26 protein-coding genes and 1 CRISPR repeat array are annotated in these 24,295 nt (G+C 73.2%); of the genes, 5 read left to right on the top strand and 21 right to left on the bottom strand.

What is annotated here, in order from left to right; all coding sequences use genetic code 11:
* Nucleotides 1-65 precede the first annotated feature (65 nt).
* From IF27_RS01270 to IF27_RS01280, 3 genes are all read right to left on the bottom strand, one after another.
* On the bottom strand, nt 66-710 hold the full coding sequence (locus tag IF27_RS01270; RefSeq protein WP_052847347.1) for a TetR/AcrR family transcriptional regulator: 645 nt from the start codon (nt 708-710) through the stop codon (nt 66-68).
* A 95-nt stretch (nt 711-805) separates the two neighbouring features.
* Nucleotides 806-1,156, bottom strand: coding sequence for a hypothetical protein (locus IF27_RS01275; RefSeq protein ID WP_052847348.1), 351 nt, complete (start codon nt 1,154-1,156; stop codon nt 806-808).
* A 233-nt stretch (nt 1,157-1,389) separates the two neighbouring features.
* Complete coding sequence (locus IF27_RS01280; RefSeq protein WP_052847349.1) at nt 1,390-2,364, bottom strand: NAD(P)H-quinone oxidoreductase; 975 nt, start codon at nt 2,362-2,364, stop codon at nt 1,390-1,392.
* Nucleotides 2,365-2,507: 143 nt separating this feature from the next.
* Nucleotides 2,508-3,073: direct repeats of the CRISPR family, unit length 30 nt; unit sequence GTTGCGAACCCTTCAGGGGTGATGAGCGAC.
* Nucleotides 3,074-3,333: 260 nt separating this feature from the next.
* Here IF27_RS01280 and IF27_RS01285 point away from each other — a divergent pair.
* Nucleotides 3,334-3,621: a DUF6191 domain-containing protein gene (locus IF27_RS01285; RefSeq protein ID WP_052847350.1), complete on the top strand. Its 288-nt coding sequence runs from the start codon at nt 3,334-3,336 to the stop codon at nt 3,619-3,621.
* A gap of 34 nt (nt 3,622-3,655) precedes the next feature.
* On the opposite strand, the gene IF27_RS01290 is transcribed toward IF27_RS01285, so the two are convergent.
* The 3 genes from IF27_RS01290 to IF27_RS01300 all read right to left on the bottom strand — a co-directional run bounded on the left by IF27_RS01290 (nt 3,656) and on the right by IF27_RS01300 (nt 5,716).
* On the bottom strand, nt 3,656-4,435 hold the full coding sequence (locus IF27_RS01290; protein WP_052847351.1) for a Clp protease N-terminal domain-containing protein: 780 nt from the start codon (nt 4,433-4,435) through the stop codon (nt 3,656-3,658).
* Nucleotides 4,436-4,546: 111 nt separating this feature from the next.
* The gene (locus IF27_RS01295; protein ID WP_052847352.1) at nt 4,547-5,158 is read right to left on the bottom strand and encodes a DUF6928 family protein; all 612 of its coding nucleotides are present in this window, start codon (nt 5,156-5,158) and stop codon (nt 4,547-4,549) included.
* A 117-nt stretch (nt 5,159-5,275) separates the two neighbouring features.
* Entirely contained in the window at nt 5,276-5,716 is a 441-nt protein-coding gene (locus tag IF27_RS01300; protein WP_052847353.1) for a nuclear transport factor 2 family protein, read from the bottom strand.
* A 90-nt stretch (nt 5,717-5,806) separates the two neighbouring features.
* On the opposite strand from IF27_RS01300, the gene IF27_RS01305 reads away from it, so the two are divergent.
* Nucleotides 5,807-6,484, top strand: coding sequence for a TetR/AcrR family transcriptional regulator (locus IF27_RS01305; protein WP_110945420.1), 678 nt, complete (start codon nt 5,807-5,809; stop codon nt 6,482-6,484).
* On the opposite strand, the gene cas2 is transcribed toward IF27_RS01305, so the two are convergent.
* The 10 genes from cas2 to IF27_RS01355 form a co-directional block, all read right to left on the bottom strand.
* Nucleotides 6,419-6,682, bottom strand: a complete 264-nt coding sequence (gene cas2, locus IF27_RS01310) for a CRISPR-associated endonuclease Cas2 (protein ID WP_052847354.1) — start codon at nt 6,680-6,682, stop codon at nt 6,419-6,421. The two genes, IF27_RS01305 and cas2, sit on opposite strands and share 66 nt — an antisense overlap.
* Before the next feature lie 13 nt (nt 6,683-6,695).
* Nucleotides 6,696-7,676 carry a type I-B CRISPR-associated endonuclease Cas1b gene (gene cas1b, locus IF27_RS01315; RefSeq protein ID WP_052847355.1) on the bottom strand — a complete coding sequence of 327 codons (981 nt, stop codon included), beginning with the start codon at nt 7,674-7,676 and terminating at the stop codon, nt 6,696-6,698.
* Complete coding sequence (locus IF27_RS01320) at nt 7,676-8,200, bottom strand: CRISPR-associated protein Cas4 (protein WP_052847356.1); 525 nt, start codon at nt 8,198-8,200, stop codon at nt 7,676-7,678. The genes cas1b and IF27_RS01320 overlap by 1 nt, the downstream gene beginning before the upstream one ends.
* Nucleotides 8,197-10,581: a CRISPR-associated helicase/endonuclease Cas3 gene (locus tag IF27_RS01325; protein WP_052847357.1), complete on the bottom strand. Its 2,385-nt coding sequence runs from the start codon at nt 10,579-10,581 to the stop codon at nt 8,197-8,199. Before IF27_RS01325 ends, IF27_RS01320 begins: the two co-directional genes overlap by 4 nt.
* Nucleotides 10,563-11,246, bottom strand: coding sequence for a CRISPR-associated protein Cas5 (gene cas5, locus IF27_RS01330; RefSeq protein WP_223290863.1), 684 nt, complete (start codon nt 11,244-11,246; stop codon nt 10,563-10,565). Before cas5 ends, IF27_RS01325 begins: the two co-directional genes overlap by 19 nt.
* Nucleotides 11,247-11,251: 5 nt before the next feature.
* Nucleotides 11,252-12,310 carry a type I-B CRISPR-associated protein Cas7/Cst2/DevR gene (gene cas7i, locus IF27_RS01335; RefSeq protein WP_052847359.1) on the bottom strand — a complete coding sequence of 353 codons (1,059 nt, stop codon included), beginning with the start codon at nt 12,308-12,310 and terminating at the stop codon, nt 11,252-11,254.
* A gap of 2 nt (nt 12,311-12,312) precedes the next feature.
* Nucleotides 12,313-13,752: a hypothetical protein gene (locus IF27_RS01340; RefSeq protein WP_052847360.1), complete on the bottom strand. Its 1,440-nt coding sequence runs from the start codon at nt 13,750-13,752 to the stop codon at nt 12,313-12,315.
* Complete coding sequence (gene cas6 / locus IF27_RS01345) at nt 13,740-14,399, bottom strand: CRISPR-associated endoribonuclease Cas6 (protein ID WP_223290864.1); 660 nt, start codon at nt 14,397-14,399, stop codon at nt 13,740-13,742. Before cas6 ends, IF27_RS01340 begins: the two co-directional genes overlap by 13 nt.
* A gap of 647 nt (nt 14,400-15,046) precedes the next feature.
* Nucleotides 15,047-15,484 carry a VOC family protein gene (locus IF27_RS01350; RefSeq protein ID WP_052847362.1) on the bottom strand — a complete coding sequence of 146 codons (438 nt, stop codon included), beginning with the start codon at nt 15,482-15,484 and terminating at the stop codon, nt 15,047-15,049.
* 1 nt (nt 15,485) lies between these two features.
* Nucleotides 15,486-16,061, bottom strand: coding sequence for a DinB family protein (locus tag IF27_RS01355; RefSeq protein ID WP_052847363.1), 576 nt, complete (start codon nt 16,059-16,061; stop codon nt 15,486-15,488).
* A gap of 64 nt (nt 16,062-16,125) precedes the next feature.
* Between IF27_RS01355 and IF27_RS01360 the strand changes: the two genes are divergently transcribed.
* Nucleotides 16,126-17,091: a helix-turn-helix transcriptional regulator gene (locus tag IF27_RS01360; RefSeq protein WP_052847364.1), complete on the top strand. Its 966-nt coding sequence runs from the start codon at nt 16,126-16,128 to the stop codon at nt 17,089-17,091.
* 10 nt (nt 17,092-17,101) lie between these two features.
* Here the strand turns inward: IF27_RS01360 and IF27_RS01365 are convergent, their stop codons facing one another.
* The 4 genes from IF27_RS01365 to IF27_RS01375 all read right to left on the bottom strand — a co-directional run bounded on the left by IF27_RS01365 (nt 17,102) and on the right by IF27_RS01375 (nt 20,297).
* Nucleotides 17,102-17,629: a YcxB family protein gene (locus IF27_RS01365; RefSeq protein WP_052847365.1), complete on the bottom strand. Its 528-nt coding sequence runs from the start codon at nt 17,627-17,629 to the stop codon at nt 17,102-17,104.
* Nucleotides 17,630-17,701: 72 nt separating this feature from the next.
* The gene (locus tag IF27_RS01370) at nt 17,702-18,577 is read right to left on the bottom strand and encodes a helix-turn-helix domain-containing protein (RefSeq protein WP_052847366.1); all 876 of its coding nucleotides are present in this window, start codon (nt 18,575-18,577) and stop codon (nt 17,702-17,704) included.
* Nucleotides 18,578-18,718: 141 nt separating this feature from the next.
* Nucleotides 18,719-18,910 carry a hypothetical protein gene (locus IF27_RS30760; RefSeq protein ID WP_190232756.1) on the bottom strand — a complete coding sequence of 64 codons (192 nt, stop codon included), beginning with the start codon at nt 18,908-18,910 and terminating at the stop codon, nt 18,719-18,721.
* 178 nt (nt 18,911-19,088) lie between these two features.
* The gene (locus IF27_RS01375) at nt 19,089-20,297 is read right to left on the bottom strand and encodes a helix-turn-helix transcriptional regulator (protein ID WP_052847367.1); all 1,209 of its coding nucleotides are present in this window, start codon (nt 20,295-20,297) and stop codon (nt 19,089-19,091) included.
* 367 nt (nt 20,298-20,664) lie between these two features.
* Here IF27_RS01375 and IF27_RS01380 point away from each other — a divergent pair, with 367 nt between their 5' ends.
* The gene (locus tag IF27_RS01380; RefSeq protein WP_052847368.1) at nt 20,665-22,065 is read left to right on the top strand and encodes a pyridoxal phosphate-dependent decarboxylase family protein; all 1,401 of its coding nucleotides are present in this window, start codon (nt 20,665-20,667) and stop codon (nt 22,063-22,065) included.
* Nucleotides 22,062-22,877 carry a hypothetical protein gene (locus tag IF27_RS01385; RefSeq protein WP_052847369.1) on the top strand — a complete coding sequence of 272 codons (816 nt, stop codon included), beginning with the start codon at nt 22,062-22,064 and terminating at the stop codon, nt 22,875-22,877. Before IF27_RS01380 ends, IF27_RS01385 begins: the two co-directional genes overlap by 4 nt.
* Nucleotides 22,878-22,895: 18 nt before the next feature.
* On the opposite strand, the gene IF27_RS01390 is transcribed toward IF27_RS01385, so the two are convergent.
* Complete coding sequence (locus tag IF27_RS01390; protein ID WP_110945421.1) at nt 22,896-24,251, bottom strand: APC family permease; 1,356 nt, start codon at nt 24,249-24,251, stop codon at nt 22,896-22,898.
* Nucleotides 24,252-24,295: the final 44 nt, after the last annotated feature.

Here is a 24,295-nt window from a genome sequence, read left to right on the forward strand (position 1 = left end):
GGCGGTGGGCGACGGGAGTGGGGGCGGGAGCGCGGGGGCCTGAAGCGGCCGGACCTGGGCGGGAGTCAGTCGGCGCCGAGGGTGACGGCGGCGGGCAGCGCGGCGAACGCCTCGTCCACCGCGACGATCAGCGTGGCCAGCCGGACGTCGTCGTCGCGCCCTCCAGGACCGCTGCGGACCCAGTTCTTCGCGGCGCAGCGCCAGGCCGCGAGCGCCATCTCGCCGAGCAGTCGCAGGCGGACGTCACCCCGGCTGTCGATCCCGAGCCGGTCCTCCAGCAGTTCGACGAGACGGCGCTGCACGGTGATGGAGGCCAGGTCGCTGTGGTCGCGCAGGGTGGGCGTGCGGGCGGCGAGACCACGGGTGGCGAGGAACCGGCCGGTCCACTCGGGACCCATCCCGGCGAGGGTGTCCGTGAGCGCCTCGCGCAGCGTGGCGAGGACCTCGCCACGCGGACGCAGGGCGGCGACGCGTTCGAGGTAGGCGTCCCACAGATCGGTCTCGGCCGCCAGGGCGACGGCCTCCTTGGACGGGTAGGTGCGGAAGAAGGTCCGCTTCGAGATCTCGACCGTGTCCACCAGGTCGTCGAGCGTGGTGGCCTCGAAGCCCTGGTCGAGGAAGAGCCGAAGGGCCGTGTCGGCCAACTCGCGGCGGGTGCGGCGTTTCTTGCGTTCGCGCAGAGGTAACGCGTTCTCCGGTGAAACGGGCATGGGAAAAGCCTACCGACAGGTAGCCGCCACCGAGCGGCTTTGGCCACAAGAGGCGTTCGCCTCTGAGTGGCAGACGGAGCGTGCGTCCCGTTCCGTCACTCCTGGCGCAGCCGCAGACCCAGGATGCCGAGCCCGAGCCCCAGACAGGCGAGCCCCGTGCCCAGCGGGAGGACGGGCGGCATCTCGCCGCCGCCCTGGCGCGCCGCGACGGCCTGGCCGCCGGAAGGCTCCGCCGGTTCCTCACGGACGGGCCCCGGCAGGGCCGGGGGTGACAGCGGCTGCCCCCAGCGGGAGACGGGCCGGTCGGCGTGGCGCCGCTCCGGCGCGGCGGACTCCCGTTCCTCGCCCGGCACGCGTTCCTCCGCGCCCGCCGAGGCGGCCATCGGCACCAGCAGAACCGTCATCAGCGCGGCCAGGAAAACGGCCGTCGCGCTGCCCGCGCTCACCCTCACAGGCCCGCCCCTTCACACTCCATCCGATGCTGTCACCAGCGTCACACAACTGATGAAAAGCCGCATGTCAGGCAATCGATGCGCGGCGCGTCTCCCCCGGTCACCCCCTCGCACGCCACGCGCCCGACCCGCGCGACCGCCATGATCGACGGCGGCGGCAGACGTACGGGGGGAGCCGGGTTGCCCGCCGTGTACCGGCGCCGGAACACTCCGGGCGCGCGAGGGCGTCAGCGCGTCAGGATGATCTTCCCGGTGTGGTCGCCCTCCAGCGCGCGATGCGCCTGCGCCGCCTCGTCCATGGGCAGGGTGCGGTCCACCACCGGCCGCACGCGCCCGTCCGCCAGCAGCGGCCACACGTGCTCGCGCACCTCGGCGACGATCGCCGACTTCTCCGCCACCGGGCGGGCCCGCAGCGAGGCCGAGGTGATCGAGCCGCGCTTGGCCATGAGCGCCTGGAGGTTCAGCTCCGCCGTGACGCCGCCCTGGAACCCGATGACGGAGATCCGGCCGTTGGGGGCCAGGGCCTCGATGTTACGCGCCAGATACTTCGCGCCGATGATGTCGAGGATCACGTCGGCGCCCCGGCCCTCGGTGGCCGCCTGGATCTCCTGGACGAAGTCCTGCTCGCGGTAGTTGACGAGGACGTCGGCGCCCAGCTCGGCGCAGCGGGCCAGCTTCTCGGCGCTCCCGGCCGTCACGGCGACGCGGGCGCCGAACGCCTTGGCCAGCTGGATCGCGACCGTCCCGATGCCGCTGCCGCCGCCGTGCACGAGCAGCGTCTGCCCGGCGGCGAGCCGGGCGCCCGCGAACACGTTCGACCAGACCGTGCACAGCACTTCGGGCAACGCCCCGGCCGTCACGAGGTCGATGCCCTCGGGGACGGGCAGCAACTGCCCGGCGGGCACGGCGACCAGCTCCGCGTAGCCCCCGCCCCCCAGCAGCGCGCACACCTCGTCGCCGACGTGGAACCCGCTCACCCCGGCCCCGACCGCCGCCACGCGGCCCGCGCACTCAAGGCCCGGGTACGGCGAGGTGCCGGGCGGCGGGGCGTACCGGCCCTGGCGCTGGAGCACGTCGGCACGGTTCACCCCGGCCGAGACCACATCGACCAGGACCTCCCCCTCGCCCACCTCGGGATCGGGCACCTGCGTCCACACCAGGACGTCGGCGTCCCCTGGCTCGGTAATCGAGATCGCATACATGCCGGGAAAGCTACCCCCGCACCCACCCCCGACCACGCCCCACACCACCGCCACGCCGCCCCTCATCACCCCCAGCCCGAACCCACCCACGCCGACAAGCCCCCTGCGGCCAGCACCCCCAGCAAGTCACATCTCCCGGCCCGGCTGCGAACCCTCATGGGGTGATGAGCGACCCCGAGCTGGTCCGCGCGGAAGATGTCGCGTGGAGGTTGCGAACCCTCAAGAGGTGACGAGCGACACGACCTGGAAGACCTACGCGAACTTCCTGCTCTCCACCATGTTGCGAACCCTCAAGGGGTGATGAGCGACGGGGCGTCTCCTCCTGGCTGACCCTGGTCACGCCGGGGTTGCGAACCCTTCAGGGGTGATGAGCGACCCATCGACCGGCAGGCCCAGGCGGCCGAGGCCGTGTTGCGAACCCTTCAGGGGTGATGAGCGACTCCTCAAGGGCGTGCCGGGCGTGCATATCTACAAGTTGCGAACCCTTCAGGGGTGATGAGCGACGGTGGCTGGCCTGTGCTGTTGCGGTGGATGACCGGCGGTTGCGAACCCTTCAGGGGTGATGAGCGACCCGTGTACCAGTCGGCCTGCATCGCGTAGCCGTAGGCCAGTTGCGAACCCTTCAGGGGTGATGAGCGACCCGTTGGATCACACCGTCGCGCCACAGGAACCGGTTCGTGTTGCGAACCCTTCAGGGGTGATGAGCGACCCGAGGGTAAAGCCGCAGGTCGTTGGGGTGGAGAGGCGCTGGTGGAGAGGGAGTTTTGCAGCGGACCGGCGGTAGTGCATCTGTGCTGGTCAGAGGGGCGCGCGTCGGCCTCCGGCCGCGTGTCCATTCTGCCCGGTCAGGTGCGGTGAAGCATCGCTTCCGGGGAGCTGCCTCAACTTCTCGCCGGAAGCGGCCACTTACCGCACCTGCCTCCCGCGCCGTCCATGCGGGAGACTGGTGCGTGACTGGGAGGGTGCCCTGTGGAACTCGTGGTGTTCATGACGCTGCCCGGATTGGTCATACTCCTGATCGGGATGGCCTTCGTCGATCGCGTGCTGGTGGCCTGGCGAGGCGGTGGGCACGGTGGTGTCTCCGCGACCGGCTTCGAGATGCTGCACGCAAGCCTCCTTCCCGGCAAGGAGCACGAGTTGCAGCAGCGCGAAACCATGACGCTGCTGCGCGACGAGGAAGGGGACGGCGCCCCTCCCCACTCCAACGTAGATCTGGACCACGGCAAGGCCGTCATCCATCTGCGCGACATCCCCTGACCCGCGCGGACGTCGCGGTGGACCGGCCGGGGCGTCAGTCTCCGGCGGGTGAGGTGTCCGCCGTCGCCAGGCCGAGATGCGTCTCCAGGCGGGAGATCCGCGCCGTGAGAGGCGCGATCTCCTGGCGGACGGCGGTGGCCAGCATCTCCGGCACGGACGTCGCCGCCGGACGGCTGTCCTGCGACGCCGCCCGCAGGTGGACGTACCCGGCCAGCGCCGCCGTGACAGCCCGGCGTACGGCCTTGGGCTCGGCGCCCAGCTCCCGCAGGACCTGGCCGGCGACGCCCTCCGGCTCGGACGCCAGGCCGATCAACAGGTGTTCGCAGCCGATGTAGTTGTGGCCCAGCGCGATGGCCTCGGTGGCGGTCAGCTCGATCGCACCGGCCGCGTGCGCGTCGAACCGTCGCCGCTCGCCGTCCGTCGGCGCGGTACCGCCCGCGTCGGGCGTCCGGCGGGCCAGCTCGCGCGCGACGCGCTCCGGCTCGACGTCCATCGCGCGGAGGACGCGCAGGGCAAGGTTGGAGCCCTCGGCGAGCATCGCCGCCAGGAGGTGTTCCGTCCCGACCTTCGACGCGCCAGACCTGACGGCCTCATCGACGGCGAGCTTGAGCACCTGTCGCGTCCGGTCGGTGAGGTGCGCGAGCGGGCCCGTGGGCTCGGCCGTGTCGAGGCCGTCGAGGACCGACTCGCGGATGGCGGTCACCCGACGTACGGCCTGTTCGAGCGCCCGCTGGCAGACGGCCGAGACCGGCACGCCCGTCTCCTTGACCGCCTCGGCCAGTTCGTCGGGCAGGTAGACGTTGATCTTCGGCATCGCCGACACCCTTCTCGCGGAATACCCCCACAGTAACCCCATAGGGGTTATCCCGCGAGAGGGTGTGGCCGACGTGTCCGAGAACGGCCGAAGTTCGACGCCCGCCCCGGCCTACGCCGTGCGGAACACGGCCAGGCTCACGTCCTCCGGATCGAGGATGTCGTCGTCGAGGGCGCCCTCCAGCGCGAAGCCGAAGTGTGCGGCCAGGGCCTCATCTCCCAGTTCGAGCGGATGGAACGGCAGGGGGTAGTCCGGAGCGTGGTCCAAGGCGTGCGCACCCGCCCAGTACGGTCGCTCGAACGGCATCCGGCCGCCTATGTCCTCGACCACCCCTTCGCCCGGCGACAGGCTCAGGCTGCGGACGAGCCGTTCCCCGTCCCACACGGCGAACGCGGCCCAGTCCACGACGCTGTGCAGGAAGACGGCGTACGCCCGCCGCCCGGCGGCGACGTCGAGCACGGCCTCGGATATCTCGCTCGGCCGGGAGCGGGCCAGATCCCGGAAGGCGACGATGTCGAGGCCGTCGAACCGGCCCGCGCAGACCGTTCCCTCCTCCGGCCACAGCGCCTCGTGCAGTGGCGCCGCGCCGAGATACGTCAACGGCCCGTCCCCGGCGAACTGTTCAGCCAGCGGCCTGGCCTCCGGGCCCGCCACCAGCCCGGCCCGCAGCGCCGCACGCGGGCTCTCCGGCGCGAAGCCGATCACCGCCGCTTTGATCCCCATGGCTCATCCCCACTCACCGTTCCACCCCGGCTCACCCATCACCGACGAGACTAGTCCCCACCACTGACAGTGAGCCGTGGGCCGGATGCGCCCCCGCTCAACTCCTGTCAACTCCGCTCAACTCCGGGCGGCGCCGAGCGCGTCGGTGACGGCAAGCGCGTCCATGTAGTCGCGGACGTACGCCAGCAGCCCGTCCCGGACGTGCAGGACCAGCAGCCCCGGAACGGTGAACGCCGCCTCGGCGCCCGGAAACGTGCCCACGATCACGTGCTCCTCGATCAGGACGCCCGGCTCGCTCGTCTCGTGGACGGTCACGTCACGGATCTCCTCCACCCGCACCGGGCTCGCGCCCCACGCGGCGCGGTACCCGGCGCGCAGTTCCTCGCGCCCCTCGAAGCGCGACGGGAACCCCGGGCTGGTGAACGGGAACTCGTGCACGGCGTCCTCTGCATACAGGTCGGCCAGTGCGTCGGCGGACTTGTCGCGGATCGCCTGGTGGTAGGCGGCCAGGACGGCTCGGGGCGTACGGACGGACGGTGCGCTCGGCGCTTCGGGCATGACGGGACCACTCCTCTTCACTCAACACTCGTTGAGCGAACGACCCTACGACCCGGCCACCATCTCGGTCAACGCCTGTAGAGTGAACCCGTGCCCACCTCCCCGTCCCGCGCAGAACGCCGCCGCGCCACCGAGGCCCGCGTCCTCGACCGCGCCCGCCGCCTCTTCGCGGAACGCGGCTTCGACCGCACGACGATCCGCGCCATCGCCGCCGACGCGCACGTCGATCCGGCGCTCGTCATGCAGTACTTCGGCTCGAAACGCGACCTCTTCCTCCGCGCCGTCGAGATCCCGCCCCCGCCGCCGACGCCCACCACCCCGGCCCCCGACCCCGGCGCGCTCGTGGACCAGCTGCTCACCACCCTCGGCGTCAAGCTCGGCGGACTCCCCGACGGCACCCTCGCCGCGCTGCGCTCGATGCTCACCGACCCGGACGCCGCCGAGCACGCCCGTCAGAGCCTCGGCCGCCAGACCGACAGCGTCGCCGCCGCCCTCCCGCCAGACGACGAGGACGCCCAGGCCCGCGCCGCCCTCGTCGTCACCACCCTCGTCGGCGTCACCATCGGGCACCAGCTGCTCGGCCTCGCCCCCCTGCGCGACGTGCCCGCCGACCGGATCGCGGCCCTCCTGCGCCCCGCCCTCGAAGCCCTCGTCGGTTCAGTCCGCCCGGTCGGCCCGGTCGGCCCGGTCGGCCCGGTCGGCTCACAGGATGTCGCCGGGCCCCCCGAGGGCGACGCCGAGGGTGTCGGTCTCGACCAGCTCGGCTGAACGCACCGTGTACGTCACCACGCTGTCGTACGTCCGGTCGATCACCCCGTCCAGCGCCGCCATCAGCGCCCGGTACTGCGACCCCGACAACTCCCCCTGGAACACGCTGCGCTGCGTCCAGTGCAGGTACCGCCGACACGCCTTCAGCACCTTCGGATTCCGCTCCGCCGCCGTGTCGTACACCAGGATCACGAACATCGCCGCCCGCCCCTCACCACCACGGCCGGAACGGCTTGTACGGCTCGTCCTCCAGGCACAGCCGCACGACCTTCAGCGCCTCCAGGTGGAACAGTTCCTCGTAACTCACCTTCCGCCGCAGCGACCGGTGGTACACCGTCGTCGTCAGCTCCTCACGCGTCAGCGTCGCCACCTTCTTCCGCCCCGCCGAACTGAGCGACGCCCGGCCGACCTCCGTCTCGAAGTCCGACGGCTTCAACTCCCGCCGCGCCGCGCACCGTTTGAGCAGCCGCTCCGCGAACAGCGGCTTGAACGGCTCGGCGAGGTCGAGCGCCAGCGTGTTGCGGCGCCGGTCGGTGTCCGCGTGCAGGAAGCCGATCGCCGGGTGCAGCGGCGTGCTGCGCAGTGCGGTGAGGACGCGCGTGTAGACGATCGAGTTGAGGTAACTGACGAACGCGTTACCCGCGTTGGTCGGCGGGCGGCGCGTCCGGCCGTCGAGCCGGAGCCAGTTGGGCAGGCACGTGTCGAGCGCCGCCCAGCCGGTGCGGCGGAAGTTGCCCTCCTGGCCCATGATCCCCTCGCTGTCCTCGCAGCCGGGCAACGCCTCGCGCAGGCGGCCGAGGGCGGCGTCCAAAAGGTCCGTGTCGAGGGCCCAGCGCACGTTCTCGGCCGCCGCGAGGACGAGGGAACGGCCCAGCGCCGCCCGCCGCTCCGGGTCGGCCGTCAGCTCGACCTGCCGCCGCACGACGCGCGCCGAGGCCATCGACTCGGCCGGGGCGAAGTGCCCCGCGTGGTTGCCGTAGTGGTCGAGGACGTGGAGCGCGACGCCGTTGCGGCTGAGCAGCGACATGGCCGACGTGTTGACGTCCACGTGGTCGAAGGCGACGAGGTCGCGGATGTCGGTGATGGGGATGCGGACCGGCGAGCCGTCGGCCCGCTCCACGCGGACGCTGTCGTCCTCGCGGCGGATGCGGCACGGTTCGGTCAGCCAGTACGTCCGTCCGGCGGCGGGCATCAGTCTCCCCAGCAGTAGTCGCGGTACGAGCAGCCGCGGCACGCGCTCCGTGCCAGGCGCGGCGGCGCCGCGTCGGCGGCGATGACGGCGAGGGCCGCGGCCTCCGTCGCCTCCGCCTCGGCGCGGGCGGCGGCGTCCCACGGGACGTCGGTGGTGCGGCGGATCAGCGGGTAGTGCACGATGCCGCCGCGCACGGCGACGCCGCGCCGCTCCAACAGCAGGCAGTAGTGCCTGACTTGTGCGGCGTGCGCGGGCGCCGGGGAGCGCGACGACTTCGTCTCGTGCACGACGGCGCCGGTCGTCACCCAGTCGATCCGGGCCTCGCCGAGGTCGATGTCACGGCGGCGGGTGAACGTCGTCTCGTCCACGAACTCGCCGAGCGCGACGAGTTCGCTGCGCCCCTCCGGCCGGTAGCCCCGCGCGTAGAGCCACAGTTGACGTGGGCAGTGGACGAGGTACTTGACGTGGACCCCGCCGATCGCGTCGGCGGCGTCAGGGGCCGGGTCGTGCGGCAGGTGGCTCATACGACGGTGTCCAGTTCCGGCGGTGGGCGGAGGCCGAGCTGCGCGTCGTACTCCCCCTCGACGACCAGGAGTTTCAGCTTGCGGTCGTACGTCGCGCCGAACTGCCTGGCCTGGCCGTAGCCGAGCGGGATCAGCAGGCGGGAGGCGAGGAGTGCGTCGCCGTGACGGCGGTGGGAGAGGCGCGCGTACTCCTCGCGGTCCTCCTCGTGGAGCACCTCCACGGTGTCGAACTCCCTGCTCAGCCGGTCCGCGAACTCGCTGCGGTCGTGGAACGGGTCGGTGAACGTGAGGAAGTTGTCCGCGAACGCGTCGCGCGCCGCCCGTGCCTCCTCGATCCACGCCTCGCCCCACTCGGTGGCGTAGGCCGTCTCCAGGAGGCGGTCGATGTCCTCCTCGCTGAGCGTGTCGGTGCCGTCCGCCGTGAGGGCGTGCAGCGCCGTCCAGGACGCCTCGACCGCCGCACGCTGGTACGGCAGGTGCCCGTCCGCCGCGTGGACGCGGAACTCGACGGGCCCCTCGGGGTGAAGTCCGCGCCGGTTGACGCGTCCTGCGCGCTGCGCGACGGCCTCGATCGGCGCGTTCTCGACGGCGCCCCGGTCGAAGTCGAGCTGGAGCGAGACCTCCACCGTCTGCGTGGCGACGACGAGCCCGCCGCGCGCGGCCTTCTGGTCGGGGGTGCGCTCGGGATGCCGGGCGAGCAGAGCTTTCTCGATCGCGTCGCGGTCGCGGTGCTTGAAGCGGGAGTGCAGGAGGAGCGCGGCGTGCGGGTCGCCGGGTGTCGAGTCGCGTGCGTCGTCGGCCAGTTCGGCGAAGAGGCGCTGCGCGTCGCGGACGCGGTTGACGACGGCGAGCACGCTGTAGCCCGCGCGCAGTTCGCAGCGCAGCCGGTCCAGGCTCGCTTCTGACGTGATCGGCGACTCGTCCAGAACGAGCCGGTGGCGCACCGGACTTGTGCCCTGCGGGGCGCGGCGCACGGTCACCTGGCCGGTCAGGCTCTCGTCGATCATCCGGATGACGGGCGGCGCCAGGGTCGCGGACAGCACGGCGACGCGGCTGCCGAGCCGTTCCCACAGGCCCATCGCGGCGCAGATCCGGCCGAGGACGCGCGGCTCGTAGGCGTGCAACTCGTCCAGTACGAAGAGCGAGTTCGCCTGCTCAAGCAACACCGACGAGTGCGAGGCGCCCGCGATGGCGCCGAACAGCAGTTGGTGCGGGGTCGCGACGCGCATGCGCTGGGCGAACAGCCGCATGGCGCCCGCCGTCGCCTTGGCCTTCTTGGCGTCCTCGGCGTCGGCGTGGGCGCAGTCGTCGCCGACCGCCTCGGTGAGGAGACGGCGGGCTGCGGCGCCGTGGAGCAGGCCGATGTCCGGCTTGCGCCCGCCGGGCGGCGGGGTGAGGGTCGCGCGGAACCGCTCACGCGCCGCGTTGAGGGAGGCCCGGTAGGGCAGCGTCCACACGACGCGCGGCAGGCCGGGCATCGTCGGCACCTGCCGGGCGGCCCAGGCGAGTCCGGCCTCCGTCTTGCCGCTGCCCGTGGGGGCGACGAGGACGAGGTGGCCGCTGGTGCCGGCGGCGGCGCGCTGGTGGTCGTACGGCGGGTGCGGTTGCCGTTCGAGGTAGTCGGGCAGGAGGGGCAGGTGGGTCTGGAGGGGTTCGTGGGCCGAGCCCGCGTGGTCGGCGAGGGTCAGGGCACCCTGCGCGAGGACGGCGAGCAGGCCGCGCTCCGGCTTCACGGGCGCGCGCCAAGCGGCGACCAGGCGCTCGTGGACGGCGCGGGCGCGCTCGGCGAGCGGCGGGTCGTCCGGCGTGACGGGCGGCGGGTCCACGGCGAGGAACCCGGCGAGCCAGGCGAGGAGTTCGCGGTGCACGGTGCGCGTGACCTGCACCTCGCCCGTACGCGGGTCGCGCGTGAACGCCTCGGCCCAGTCGGTGTACTCGTTGTACCGCTGCACCAGGGGCGTACGCCGGCTCCCGCCGTCGCCGAGCAGCGCGACATGGTGGGTGGCGACGAGGGAGGCGATCAGCAGCCGGTCCTCCTCGGACCAGCGCGCAGGACCGGCCAGCAGATCGACGTACGCCAGCGACAGCACCTCGTGCCGCTCCCCCCACACCTCACCGCCGGGCAGCAGCTGCCGCTGGAATCCGGCGGCGATCTTGCCCGTGTCGTGGAGCAGCGCGGCGTGCCGGACGCGCCGCCAGAAGCCGGGGTCGGCGGCGAGCACGCCCGCCCGCGCGACCCGTGCCTCGACGGCGGCGACCGTGTCGTGGACCGCGCGCAGGTGCGCCGTCAGCCGCTCGGGGTCCTCCTTCGGCTTCGACTTGGCGCGCACGTCGGTGAGCGTGGGGCGTGCGGGCAGGGTTCTCACGGGGTCAGCAGCCATACGGCCTGGTCCCCTCCACTCGTCCGGTCGGCGTACGCCCCGCGGACGGGGTGGCGCCCGGCCGGGGCGTCGCACCACAGGTAGTCGGCCCAGGTGGTGCGCAGCCGGTCGGGGGAGACGGACGCGGCGAGGCGGTGCTCGAACGCCGAGCCGACGTCGTGCCCGTCGCGCGGCGCGAGGGCATGCCCGACGACCGCGTCGTCGGTGGGCTCCAACTCGACGCGCCGGGGCGGCAGGAAGTGCACGACGTCCTGCGACCGCCCGAGCCGCAGCGGCCAGCGCGGGCGGCGCAGGGCGCGGGCGACGCGTTCGCCGTCGGGCCCCGGCAGCCAGACGGTGAGGCGGACGTCGGTGAGGAACGGCCGCATGCGCAGCGTCATCCCGCCCTTCCCCGCCGACACCCGGCCAGAGACGGCAGGGTCCGAGCCGTCCACGGCGATGGGGTGGAACGTCTCCGCGTCCATGCCCCAGCCGTCCGCCTCGGACGCCATGCCGAGCGGCAGCGTCTCGGCGGGCGCGCCGGTCGCCGCCGCCAGCAGGCCCCGTACGGTCGAGGGCGGCGGCACCCGCAGGCCCCGCGTCACGCCGGGGAACAGCGGGTCGCGGAACGACGCGACGGGCGCCTCGAACTCCACCCGCCAGGCCGTCAGCGGTTCACGCGGCACGGGAGTCACCGCGCCGGGTCGTCGAACCAGTGGTCCAGACGGCCGTCACGCAGCTCGGCCGCCAAGTCCCGCAGCACCGTGCGCGGATGGCCGATGACGATCTCGTTCCGCGCGATCTCCGCCTCGCACTCCTCCTCGAACTGCTTGCGCAGGTCGTCCCGGAAGCCGGGCCGCCAGCCGATCCGCACCGGGCCCTCCCACTCGCCGCGCCAGGCGTCGAGTTCCTTCCGCAGGACGTCGCCCCGGACGCGGAGGCCGTCGCCCATCTCGTCGCCGTCCACGCAGTGCGCGAGCGGGTTGATGCCGCCCTTGAAGGGGACGAGTACGACGAGCGACGGCACCCGGTCTCCGTAGTGCAGCGCCTGCTTGGCGCCGCCGCTGAGGTCGGCCAGCGCTTCGAGGAGGATCGCGGCCCGGGCGCGGCGCTCCTCCAGCGGCAGCCGTACGGCGGGAAGTTCGCGGAAGAGCGTGCCCTCCGCCTTCTCCGCCACGGCCTGGGCGACGGTGAGCGCCTGCTCCTTCGACAGGTAGTTGGGGCGTCCGGCGCCGTCCGCGTTCGGCACGGTGAAGGTGCCGATGCGTGGCAGGTCGAGGAGGAACGGGGCGGCGAGGTCGGCGGAGTAGAACTCGTGCCCGTGCAGGACGGGTTCGGGGATGCCGCGCGACATGACGCCGAAGTCCTCGGTGATGCGGACCGGCTCCACGGACAGCAGCGTCCCGAGCATGAACGGGCTGTCGCGCAGCGTCGTGGCCGTGTCCTTGCCCTTGACGGCGGCGTGCATGTAGCCGAACAGGTCGTCGTCGGCGTAGCGCGCCGGATTGGCCTCGGTGGTGGCCTTCTGCGCCTTCTGCTGCGCCTTGCCGACGCGCGTGACGGGCGAGGGGACCGAGCCGCGCTCGACCATGCCGTCACGAATCCACCGCCGCACGGCCTGCGCCGAGACGTAGGGGCGGCGACGGCCGCGTACATAGGTGTACTTGACGCGCGCGGTCGTGTCCTCGGCGCGCCCGTTGTTCGGCGCCCCCGCCTCGACGGAGAGCACCAGCTTGCCAGCGAGATACATGGTCAGATCCCTGACTCGTCGTAGCCGTCGTTGTCCAGAACGTCCTCTGAGGGCAGGATCGGGGTGTTGACCTGCTGCTCGACCTGTAGTTGTTCGTCCAGATCCTTGGGCTTCTGCCCGATCGGCACCTTCTCCTCCTGGAGGCGGAAGGCGACGTCGGCGAAGAGCAGCATCCGCATCTCCCATGCCTGCGGGCGCCGTTCGAGGAGCCGGGCCCAGTACTTGGGATCGACCTTCACCTCTTGGCCGTCGAACATCAGCCGGGACTGCGCGTGCACCAGCAGCCTCCCCAGGGCGCCCTGTTTGAGGGCCACCTGCCGGTACTCGGCGAAGCGCCCGCGCGGGCTCGCGTCGCCATGCGCGATCCACCTCGTCAGGAGTTCGGCGATCGGGCCCAGGTCGTAAGACATTCCTAGAATCTCCTCGGCGTAGGTCTGCGCGAGCCGGATCACGGCGAAGCGGTCGCGGGCGCTCCAGGGCCGGTCGGGGTCCGCCATGAGGGTGTGCAGTCGGTACAGGAACGGCTCATGGCGCCCGGCCTCCGGCTCGAAGAGCAGGCGCGCGACGGCCGCTGCACCGCTGATCGTCACCTGCCCGCCCCGGTCACGCCGTGTCGAGCACTGCTCGAACAGCGACCATCCGCGCCGGAGCTGGGCATTGCCCTTCACCCGGCGCAGGAAGCGCGGGACGGCGCGACGGGTGCGCGTCGCCCGGAGCCAGGGCTCCTGGTTGTCGTTCTTGAAGCTCCACAGGGTCGTCGCGCACAGGGCCGCGTCGAGGTCACGCAGGGCGCGTGCGACGACCAGCTCAGGCGGTGCGACGGCGCCGAGCCCCGTGAAGCCGACGTGCATGATGCGGCGGGCGCGCCGGACGTTGCGTTCGGCGAACGTCCGTTCCGCCGCGTCGGCGTCGCACGTGACCACCGTCGCCGAACCGGCCGTGACCTGCGAGCCGTACGGCAGCGCCCAGGCGGCCACGCGACAGCCACGGCACACCGGCCAGCCGAGGACGCCGGGGGGCAGGGTGTTCAGCGCGCGATTCGTGTCGAAGAGAGGAAGCGTCGATTTGGCCCACAGGACGGTGGTGTCCGCGCCGCAGAACGTGCAGGGGCGCGCGAGGTCCGTGGCGAGGTCGGGCGCGAACATCGCCGCGATCGAGGGGCGGAGGGCTTCCACCTCACGTGGCCTGCGCGCATGCGTGGCCTTGGAGTTGGGGTAGAGCGCGAAGAGTACTTTCCACCAGTCGTACGCCGGAGAGTCCTTCGGCGCGACGGCGGCGGCACACACCTCGTCCACCAGGAGCGTGGCCACGGTGTCGAGGTCGCCGCCGCTCACCTCGTCCGGCGTGGCACGACCGGCCAGGACGGCCACGGCCCATGCCCCGGCGCGCTGCAGGGGGTGATGCGTCGGGGTGAGCGGCCCGTTCGTGATCAGCGCAGCCATCCGAACCCCTGCACCGTGTCGAGCCCGAGGCCCCAGGAGCGCAGCGCGTCCACGAAACGGGCGTCGGCCTCCATGCCGATCCGCACCTGGGCGCCGATGCGCGGGGCGCCGCTCACGGTGAACCGCCGCCGTGGCCCTGCGTCGAGGACGTGCACGTCCTCGGGGCGGGGCAGGCCGAGGATGTCGGCCTTGTGGTGCAAGTTGTGTGTCAGCCGGTCCAGGTAGTGCGGCTCACCGGGCAGCACGTACCGGTTCTCGTGCTTCACGACGGTCGGCGTGACGGACTCCAACTGCACCGGCCCGTCGGACGCGTTCGGCACGACGTCCAACGAGAACCCCTGCACCCGCAGCCGTGCGCTTCCCCACGTGATCGTCTGGCACGAAGCGAGGGCCGTCACCAGGACGGCCGCGATCTCCGGTACGGGTGAACCGAACCAGACCGACCCGTCCTTCGACGTGGTGTAGACGCCCTTGCGGCGAGGAGCCCCCCGGAACATCGGGCTCGTGCCGCCCACCGGCTTGAGCGGCTGCCCGTTCCACCCCTCGTCGTGCAACGACTTCGCCAGTACGGGGTTCTCGCTGCTCAGCAGCCCGTAGACGACGGCACGCGCCGGTCCGTGGACGTCCTCCCACGGCAAGCTGCCCACGTCAGCACCGACGTCTACCTTGACCCTCACCGCACAACACCCCCACCCAGTCGTTCGCACACCTGTCGCGGAGTGCGGTTGGCCAGCTACTGGGCGGCATGTTAGCCAACTGATCGAGCCAGATGGTGATTTACGGTGAAATGCAATACTTGGCTAGTGAATATGATATAAGCAGCCCCCTCCTGTCTCGCCTGCATGGGAAGCTAGCGCCCACCACTGACAATCACCCTCACCATGCTCCGTGCGGCTCCGATAGGTTGCCCCTCGGCCCACGAGGCACAGGTCGGCTGTACAGCCGCTAACGTTCTGAGCAGCGCTGATGCACTACCGTCGGATCACCGCATCTCGGGCCCGTCCACGGCCCCGCACCCCCACGGTGACCAGCTGCTTCGCCCTCGGGTCGTCATCAGTCCTCGGAAGGGTCGCAACAACGTGGCGAAAGGCGTTGTCTTCGTGACGGTCCGAAAGTCGTCATCAGCCTTCGGAGGGTTAGGAACCGCAGCGGCTGGCGCAGCGTGACCAGGGGGCTGTCCGTCGTCATCGGCCTTCGAGAGATTCCGAACCCCACCCGGTTCTCGACCCGGCCGAGCGCCGCGCTCACCACCCCTGGCCGGGGCCGCACCGCGCGGCCCCGGGCCAGGGGTGGGTCAGTCGAGGCAGAACTCGTTGCCCTCCGGGTCGGCCATCACGAGGTGGCCCGTGCCCAGCGGCGGGTCGGGGTCGTGGCGTTCGAGGCGGGTGGCGCCGTGGGCGATGAGCCGGTCGGCCGCCGCCTCCAGGGCCTCCATCCGCGCGTCGCCCGTCAGCCCGGGAGCGGTTCGCACGTCGAGATGCACGCGGTTCTTCACCCGCTTCTCCTCGGGAACCCGCTGGAAGAACAACCGCGGCCCCACCCCCTCCGGGTCGGTCAGCGCCGAGGCGTCGTTGCGCCGTTCGGGTGGCACGCCCATCGCCTCCAGCGCCTCGTCCCAGGTCGCGAATCCCCCCGGCGGCGCCTGCACCCGGTAGCCGAGCACCTCGGCCCAGAACGAGGCCAGCGCGGCCGGGTCGGCGCAGTCGAACGTGAACTGGACTTCGCGGGCCATGTCAGCTCGCCTCCTGTCGGGTCTGCCGGTGGCTGTTCAGCTGTTTGTGCAGGTAGAGGTCGCGGAGCATGCAGACCTCGGCCATATGGTGAATCACCTCACGGTTGATGTGCAGCACGAGCGCCGCCAGCGGATAGTCCGCGTACGGTCCCTCCGCCTCGCCGCACGGGCGGGCGAGACCGGCCTCGTCCAGGCTCTCGACCCCGGCCGTCCACGTGGCGTACTCCTCGTCCAGTTGGGCGAGCGCCCCGGCCGCGGTGGCGGCGAACGGGAAGGTCGCGCGGTCCACGGGCGCGCGGCCGAAGTGCGACGCGTTGCGCGCGGCGAACACGTCCGCGATCACGTGCCCCAGCCGCCACGCGACGGTCGTGAAGGGCGGTGGCCAGGACACCGTCCGCTCCGTGTCGAGGGTCATCGCCCCGGCCCAGCTCCCGCCCGGGTGGACGCTCCAGCAGTCGGGCGTCGGCTCCCACAGGTACTCGTCGTCGGTGAGCCCGTCGAGGCGCGGGCGCAGCTGGTGGGTCCAGTGCCACGTCATCTGGTCACGGAGGAGCACGTTCCAGGTCTGGTCGGTCATGCTGGAAGCCTGCCGCCGATAGCGGACAGCTGCGTTCCGCGATGTAGCACGAAAGGACGATCCCGTGACCGTCGAGGCGACGACCGAGCGGGTCCTGCGGCTGCTCGGCCTGCTCCAGAGCCGTCCGTCGTGGACCGCCGCCGAACTGGCGGCCGAGCTGCGCGTCACCGACCGTTCGGTGCGGCGCGACGTGGAACGGCTGCGCGCCCTCGGCTATCCCGTACGGGCGACGCCCGGTGTCGGCGGCGGCTACCAGCTCGGCGCGGGCACCCGGCTCCCCCCGCTGCTCCTGGACGACGACGAGGCGATCGCCACGGCGGTGTCCCTGCGGCTCGCGTCGGGCGGCACGATCGCCGGAACGGGTGAGGCGGCGCTGCGCGCGCTGGCGAAGCTCGACCAGGTGATGCCGCCCCGGCTGCGCGCCGAGGTCCGCGCGGTGCGGAGCGCGACCGCGACGCTGCCCGGCCCCGGGGCCGAGATCGACGCGGAGCTGCTGACGACGCTCGCTCGGGCCTGCCGCGACGCCGTACGCGTGCGGTTCCGGTACGAGGCCAGGGGCGGCGCGGAGCACGAGCGCACGGTGGAGCCGGTGCGGATGGTGGCCACCCGCCGCCGTTGGTACCTGATGGCCTGGGACGTCGCTCGCGACGACTGGCGCACGTTCCGGCTGGACCGGATGCGCGCGGCGGAGGCGACGACCTGGCGCTTCCGCCCCCGCGAGCACCCCGACCCGGTCGCCTACGTGCAGCAGTCGGTGACGGAGGCCCCGTACCCGTACTCCGCACGCGTACGGGTACGGGCCGAGCCCGAGCACGTGCGGCGGATGGTGCCGCCCGAGGTGGGGCGGGTGACGGACGAGGGCGACGGGTGGTGCCTGCTCGCCCTCGGCGGCGACGACCTGAACTGGCTCGCCGTGAACATCGCGCGGCTCGGCTTCGAGGCCGAGGTCGTGGAGCCGCCGGAACTGCGGGACGCGATCGCCGCGCTGGCCCGCCGCCTCACGGCCATGGCGGAGGCGAGGACGGGCTGACGCAGGGCGGTCACTTCTCCGTCGAGTGCCTGCCGAGCAGCGCCCGCAGACGCTCCACGCCCCCGTCGCCGACGACGGCGCGCTTGGGCAGGACCAGCACGCACATCCCCGGCCACGAGCCGTTGAGCAGGACGAACGTGCCCGGCGTCTCGCGCCAGCGCGGCACGCGGGCCCACGGCGTGGTGATGTCCTTCCCGTCCTCGGACAGGACGCGCGTCACGCCGTCCGCGCCCACGACGGTGCGCCTGGAGGGGAGGCGCGACGGGCCGCGCAGCTGCCTGGGCAGGTGGAGCGAGGCGTAGAGCAGGTATGCAGCGGCCAGGACCATGATCGCCACGCGCGCCCCGCCGTCCGCCGACGCCCCCCGGCCGGCGATCAACGCGGCGCCGAGCAGCGCGAACAGCCGGTAGAACCACGGCGATGTCCGCAGCTTCCGCGTGGCGTCGAGCGCCTCGCGGATCTCCTCCGCACTTGCCTGCGACCGCAGTTCGACCGGTTCCCCGGCGCGCTCCTGCCCGCCCGACGTCACGACGTCCACCTGACGACTCCCCCTCCTCGCGACGAAGGATGTATCCCACACCCAGTCGCCAGCAGGGTAACCGGCCGCAGGTCAGAGGGCCAGGGACGGGGTGGCGGGGGCGCCGCGGAGCAGTTCGCGGAGGCGGGTGACGTGTGCGGTGACGGCTTCGTGGGCCAGCGCCGGTTCGGGGGGCGGGGGCGCCGTGCCGTCGCAGCCCGCGCAGAGGGCCTGCCGCCGTGCGCGCGGGAGCGGGTCGCGGCAGCGGGCGCACTCGCGCAGCGGTGGAGGCGGCGCGGTCGGCGGGGGCGGTGAAGCGGCGCGCTGCGCGGGGAGCTTGCGCGTCAGGCGGTTGGCGAGGAGGGCGCGCGCCGAGTGGACGACCGACGGCAGCCCGGCCGTCAGCAGGCTGCGCGCCTCCGGTTCCGGCACGCCCCGGGCGAGCCACGGTTCGGCGAGCGGGGCGAGGGCGGCGGCCTCGGCCGCGCCGAGGGTGAGACGGGGCTCGGTGGCGGTGAGGCGGACGAGCCAGCGGGCGCCGGGGAGGGAGGGTTCTTCCCCCGGGTTCTTCACCCCTTCAGGGGACGCTCCCGCTCCGCCGCCGGGGGGTTCACCGGTTCCCGGTGGTGGGGGAGGCGGTGGGGCCGGTGGGGGTGTGGGTGGGGGGCCGGTCTGCGGCACGTCGAAGACGTGTGTCTCGGTGCGGACGTGTCCGGTCCGCGCGCAACGGACGCTGCGGCGCACGTAGTAGCCGAGGGCGACCAGCTCGTCGAGGGCCTTGGCGACGCCCCGGCGGCCCACGTTCGGGTGCTTGTCCGCGAGGGTGCGGACGTCCTCGCGGGCGCCGTCGGGGAGGGAGAGCAGGTAGCAGAGGATGCCGCGCGCGGTGAAACTGAGGCGGTTGTCGCGGAGGACGTCGTTTCCGAGGACCGTGAAGTGACGGGTGCGCGCGCTAAGGTGGACGTGCATCGAAGCTGCTTTCTTCGGTGTCGGACCCCGGGGTGTTGGCGCACCGCCGGGGTCGATCATGTCTGGACCAAGATCGAGCGGCGAGCGTAACCCGATCGCTGTCCGATTCACCAACTATGGGCAGAACTTCACGTTTCGCGGTCACGCGAGGTTGACCACCTCCTGACCGCCCTCCGGCCCCTCGTCCCGCCCGACGGGCTCGACGGGGTCGCTCGGCTCGGGCTGGGGCAGGGGCAGGACCGGGCCTTCCAGCCCGGTGATGACGGTGATGCGCGGGTTCTCCTCACGCACCGGCGCCGGGGTGAGATGGCGGGGGCGGCACGGCTCAGGCACAGCGCCTCCCCGTCACCCGTACGTGTAACTCCCGTCGCTGCGGTGGCCGGTGAGGCGCGGGGGGTGGCCGGACGTCCATGCGGGGCTCCTGTGACGGTCGGTGTGCCGGTCGTCACAGAATCCCGGGCGCGAATCCCCGCACGTAACCCGTGGGTGTTCCCTGTCGCGGAACACTCGTTCAGACGACGCCGATCCACTCCGCCAGCGCCGTCAGCGACCCGTGCGCCCGCCGCCTGCGGCGCACCAGCAGCATGATCACGTCCCTGGCCAGCGGGTTGTAGCGGACCTGCTGCGGGGTGACCTCCCGGGCCCGGCTGAGGTGGCGCTCGGCCGCCTCCGCCTTGCCGATCTGCGCGTACAGCCGCGCCATCGTGATGTGGTGCCGCCCGACGCGCATCGGGGAGTGCCCCGGCCCGAACCGCAGGTCACGCGCCGCGACGATCGCCGCGCCGTGCCGCCCGAGTTCGAGTGCCGTCTCGACCTGCCGCCGCCGCACGTCCGTCGGGCCGAAGCTGAGCCAGTAGACCTCGGGGACGTCCTCACCGATCAACGTGGCGTGCTCCGCGGCCTGTTGAAGGTGCTCGTCGGCCCGTGCCGTGTCGCCCTCACGCGCCGCGACGACCGCCGCCGTCATGTGCAGCTCCCCCGACACGGCGCGGGCCGCCGTGCCGCGCGGGTCGTCCGACTGCCCGACGAGCGCCTGCCCGCGCGCCAGCACGCGCTGCGCGGTGCCGGGCCCCGAGCGTCCGAGCGCCATCAGCCCGCGCCGGTACAGGCGCACGGCGAGCATCAGCGGGTCGTCCGCCATGTGGCCGGCCCAGCCCATCCGTTCGAGGGCGACCAGACCGAGGTCCGTGTATCCGAGCCGGTAGGCGAACTCGTGCGCCGTCCGGTAGGTGCTTGCCAACGCCCCTGCCAGGAGGCGCCGTTCCTCGGCGCCGGACGCGAGCACCTGGGCGGTCGTCAACTCGCCGAGCAGGCCCGGCAGAAGCGCGCCGATGCGTACGTACTCGGCCTGGCGCGTGAGGCGCATCAGGTGGTCCACCTGCCCGAGCAGCACGCGGGGCGAGCGGGGCGTGATCGCCGGGTCGGGCCCGAGGTCGTAGAGGTCGAGCGCCTCGGAGAGGGGGGCGATGATGCGGTCCAGCCGGTCCTGCTGCAACTCGGGGAGGTACGGCTGGCCGTGCAGCGCGCCGGGATCGACGCTGAGCGCGCGGGCCACGGCCGCGACGAGCGCCGGGCTCGCCGCCGCCAGCCCCGCCTCCACCTTCGCGATGGTGCCCCGGTTGGCGAAGGCACGTGCGGCGAGGGCCTGTTGGGTGAGCCCGCGCAGTTTGCGGTAGTCGGCGATCCGGGCCCCGGTGTGTTCGTCGGCGCTGTGCGGCATGCCGGTCCCACCTCCGTCTCGACAGCGGCGCCCCCCGACCGTACTCCGGCGCCCGGGAGCCTGAACACGTCCGAGGGCGGGGCAATCCGGCCGGTGTCAAGGCTTTGAACAGGTCATATGCCGCTGACACTGCCGCACCGCGGGCGAGCGTCACCCGTTCGGGTGGACCTGCTACGCACGGGTGCCGACTCGAACGAACGCGGCCCGCTGCCCCACGCGTTCGGCGCGCGTCACCCGATGGAGCGCGTTTCCCCGGCGCGTTCCGCGAAGCCGACAAGGCCCCTCCCGCGCCGCCCCTACCGTCGGCTCAGCGGGTGTACTGATCAGCGGTTGACCACACCCGGAGCACCGAGAGGGAAGGCCCCGGATGGATCTCCACCACTGGCTCGGCCGGGCCGTGGACACGCACGCCGCGTGGGCGGACGGCCACGGCCCGCGCCCCGGGCATCCGGCGCTCGCCGTGGACGACGAGGCGCTGTCCACCGCCTTCGCCGAACTCGCCGGACGCCTCGGCACCAGCTACCCGTTCTTCCACCCGCGCTACGCCGGGCAGATGCTCAAGCCGCCCCACCCCGTCGCCGTCACCGGCTACCTGGCCGCGATGCTCGTCAACCCCAACAATCATGCCCTGGACGGCGGTCCGGCGACGTCCGCGCTGGAGGAGGAGGTCGTCGCGGCGCTCGCCACGATGGTCGGCTTCCCCGGCGACCACCTGGGCCACCTCACCGGCGGCGGCACGGTCGCGAACCTGGAGGCGCTGTTCGTCGCCCGCGAGACCCACCCGGGCAAGGGGATCGCGTACAGCGCGGAGAGCCACTACACGCACGCCCGCATGTGCCACCTCCTCGGCGTCGAGGGGCACGCCGTCCCCACGGACGACCGGGGCCGCATGGACGTCGCCGCCCTCGAACGGCTCCTGGACGGCGGCCGGATCGGCACCGTCGTCGTCACCACCGGCACGACCGGCCTCGGCGCGGTCGATCCGGTGCACCGCGTCCTCGACCTCACGGAACCGGCCGGGGTGCGCGTCCACGTGGACGCCGCGTACGGCGGCTTCTTCGCCCTCCTCGCCGACGAAGTCCCGCACGGCACACCGCTCGTTGACCCCGCCCCGTGGCGGGCGCTGCGCCGCTGCGACTCGGTGGTGGTCGATCCGCACAAGCACGGGATGCAGCCGTACGGTTGCGGCGCCGTCCTCTTCCGCGACCCGTCGGTGCAGCGCTTCTACCGGCACGACTCGCCGTACACGTACTTCACCTCGTCGCGCCCGCACCTGGGCGAGATCAGCCTGGAGTGCTCGCGCGCCGGGGCGAGCGCGGCGGCGCTGTGGCTGACGCTGCGGCTCTTCCCGCTCACCAGGGACGGGCTCGGCGAGGTCGTCGCGGCGGGCAGGCGCACGGCGCTGCGGTGGGCGGAACGTATCGCCGCCTCGCCGCACCTGGACCTCTTCCAACCGCCGGAACTCGACATCGTCACCTACCACCCGCGCGTCAACCCGCCCTCGCTGAAGCGGATCACGGCGGCGAGCGAGCACGTGCTGCGGGCGGGCATGCGCGGCGGGCAGGAGGACCCGGTGTACGTCAGCACCGCCCGGATCGGCGCCGACGCGTTCGCCGCCCGCCGGGGGGACGCCGTGGTGGACGCGGAGGAAACGGCCGTGCTGCGCAGCGTGTTGATGAAACCGGAGGCCGAGCCGTACCTCGACCGGCTGCACGGGCGCGTCGAGGAGCTGGCCTCCGCCGCGTGCCGTGACGGGGAACTGCCGTGACCGGCCTGCCACTTCCCGACGATTTGCGTTTCCCCGCCCAGGCCGCCGCCGATGTCGGCGCGTACGAGGCGTACTTCCGCATCGACCGCGCCGCGCCCGACCTGGACGGCTGGACGTGCACCCTGCTCGTCGCGCAGCGGGCGCTCCTGGCGGACCTGCCGCGTGCGGGGCTCGGCGACCGGGACCGCGCCGACCTGCTCACCGGCATGGCGCTCCTGGCGGACGCCGCCCTCACGGCGGGTGCCCGCGTACGGGAGGCCCCGCCGTCGCCGAGCGGCCCCGGCACCGATGCCGACAGCGGCCACGACGACGATCCGGCGCTCGTGCGCTGGCGGCTCGGGCACCAGATCTTCCACCTGCAACTGACCCTGATGAACACCCTGTTGGACGCCGCCCTCGCCGCCGCCGCGACGGCCGACTCGGCGCGGCTGGTGGCCCTCATCGACCGCCTCGTCCCGCTGTACGACGCGGCCACCGCCGCGATGACGTACGCCGCGTCGTCCGACCCCGGCACCTACCGGGACCGGGTGCGGCCGACGATGGAGCCGCCGTTCGTCGGCCCGGGGTTCTCCGGCGTCTTCAACCGCGAACACCGGGAGATGGCCCGGCTGATGGGCGCGCTGCGCCGGGCGCTGAAACGTCTCCCCGAGGACGCGTCGGCGCCGGACGCCGTGCACGCCGCCGCCGCACGCCTGCGCGCGGCGCAGGCGCGTAACCGGGCGAACCACCTGCGGATCTGCGAGGAGTGCGTCCCCGGCGGCGTCTCGCTCCTGCGGGACCACCTGGACAACCGCCCCTCCCCGGCCCCGTGACGCCCCCCGCCGAGGCGGCTACTCGGACGGCCGCCTCGGCGCGACGACCCGGGGCTCGGGCAGCGGCTCCCGAACAGCGCGCCGCACCCGGCGGGCGCGGTACAGCAGCGCGGCCGTCGCCACGGCGAGCGGCCACAGCAGGTACACCCCGGACATCGCCACCATCAGCACCACCGCCCCCGACGCCACGACCGCCGCGCGGTGCCCGGCCGTCCGGCGGGGCAGGAGGCGCAGGGCGGCGGCGACGCCGACGGCGTAGACCGTCACGAACGAGCCCGTCGTCAGCAGGACGAGCCGGTCGGTGCCGACGCCCGTCACCAGCACCGCCGTGAGCGACGCGAGGCCGAGCGCCGCGACGAGGCCGAGGCCCCGGCGCGGTATCTCCCCGGCCGCGCTGCCGCGAGACAGCCACGGCGGGAGCGCGCCGTCGCGGCCGAGGGCGGCGGCGAGGTTGGCGGCCCCGGCGTAGTACGCGTTCATGGCGCCTGTGGTGAGGAGGACGGCGGCGGCAGCGGCGGGGAAGCGGGCGTCCGTGCCCATCGCGCGGGCCATCAGCTCCCCGAGCGGCGCCTCGGTGTCCCCGGCGGCCGGGCCGAGGACCGTGATCACGGCGAACGCCACGAGCAGGTACAGCGCCCCGACGATCACCACGGCCGCACCGGCGGCCCTCGGCAGGTCACGCGCCGGGCGGCGGAACTCACCGGCCAGGTGCGTGATCGCCTCCCAGCCCGCGAAGCTCCAGACGAGCAGCGCCGCCGCCGGGGCGACGGCCGTCCAGCCGTGCGGGGCGAACGGTTCGAGGTGCGCGGCCCGCGCGTCCGGCAGGGACAGGGCGACCGCGCTCAGCAGCAGGACGACGAGGAGGACGGCGAGCACCGTCTGGAGGCGGCCGGTGACCTTGAGCCCGGCCGCGTTGGCCGCCGTCACGCCGGTCATCAGGACGAGCGCGGTGACGGCCGTGGTCGTCGTCCCGCCGCCGAACGCCGCCGCGACGTACGCCCCGCCGAACAGCGCGGCGGCGGACGCGCCGGGCGGCACGGCCAGCAGGAAACACCAGCCGACGACAGCGAACGCCCGTTCGCCGAACGCGTGGCGTGCGTACGTCGCCACGCCGCCCGCGTCGGGATGCCGCGCCCCGAGCGCGGCGAACGTCGCGGCCAGCGGCGCGGACAGCACGACGAGCCCGAGCCAGGCGAGCAGCGACGCCGGGCCCGCGACCTCGGCGGCGAGGGAGGGGAGCGCGATGACGCCGGTGCCGAGGACGGCGCCGACGTACAGGGCGGTGCCCTGGACGGCGGAGAGGCGGCCGGTGGCGGGCTGTTCCCGGGGGGCGTGGGGTTCGCGAGGCCCGTGGGGCGCGGCGGATGGGGTCATGGAGGCCAGCGTCGCGGCGGGGCCCGGCGCACACCATGGGCAGA

The organism is Streptomyces avicenniae, from assembly GCF_000719135.1.
In the GTDB taxonomy this organism is placed as follows: domain Bacteria; phylum Actinomycetota; class Actinomycetes; order Streptomycetales; family Streptomycetaceae; genus Streptomyces; species Streptomyces avicenniae.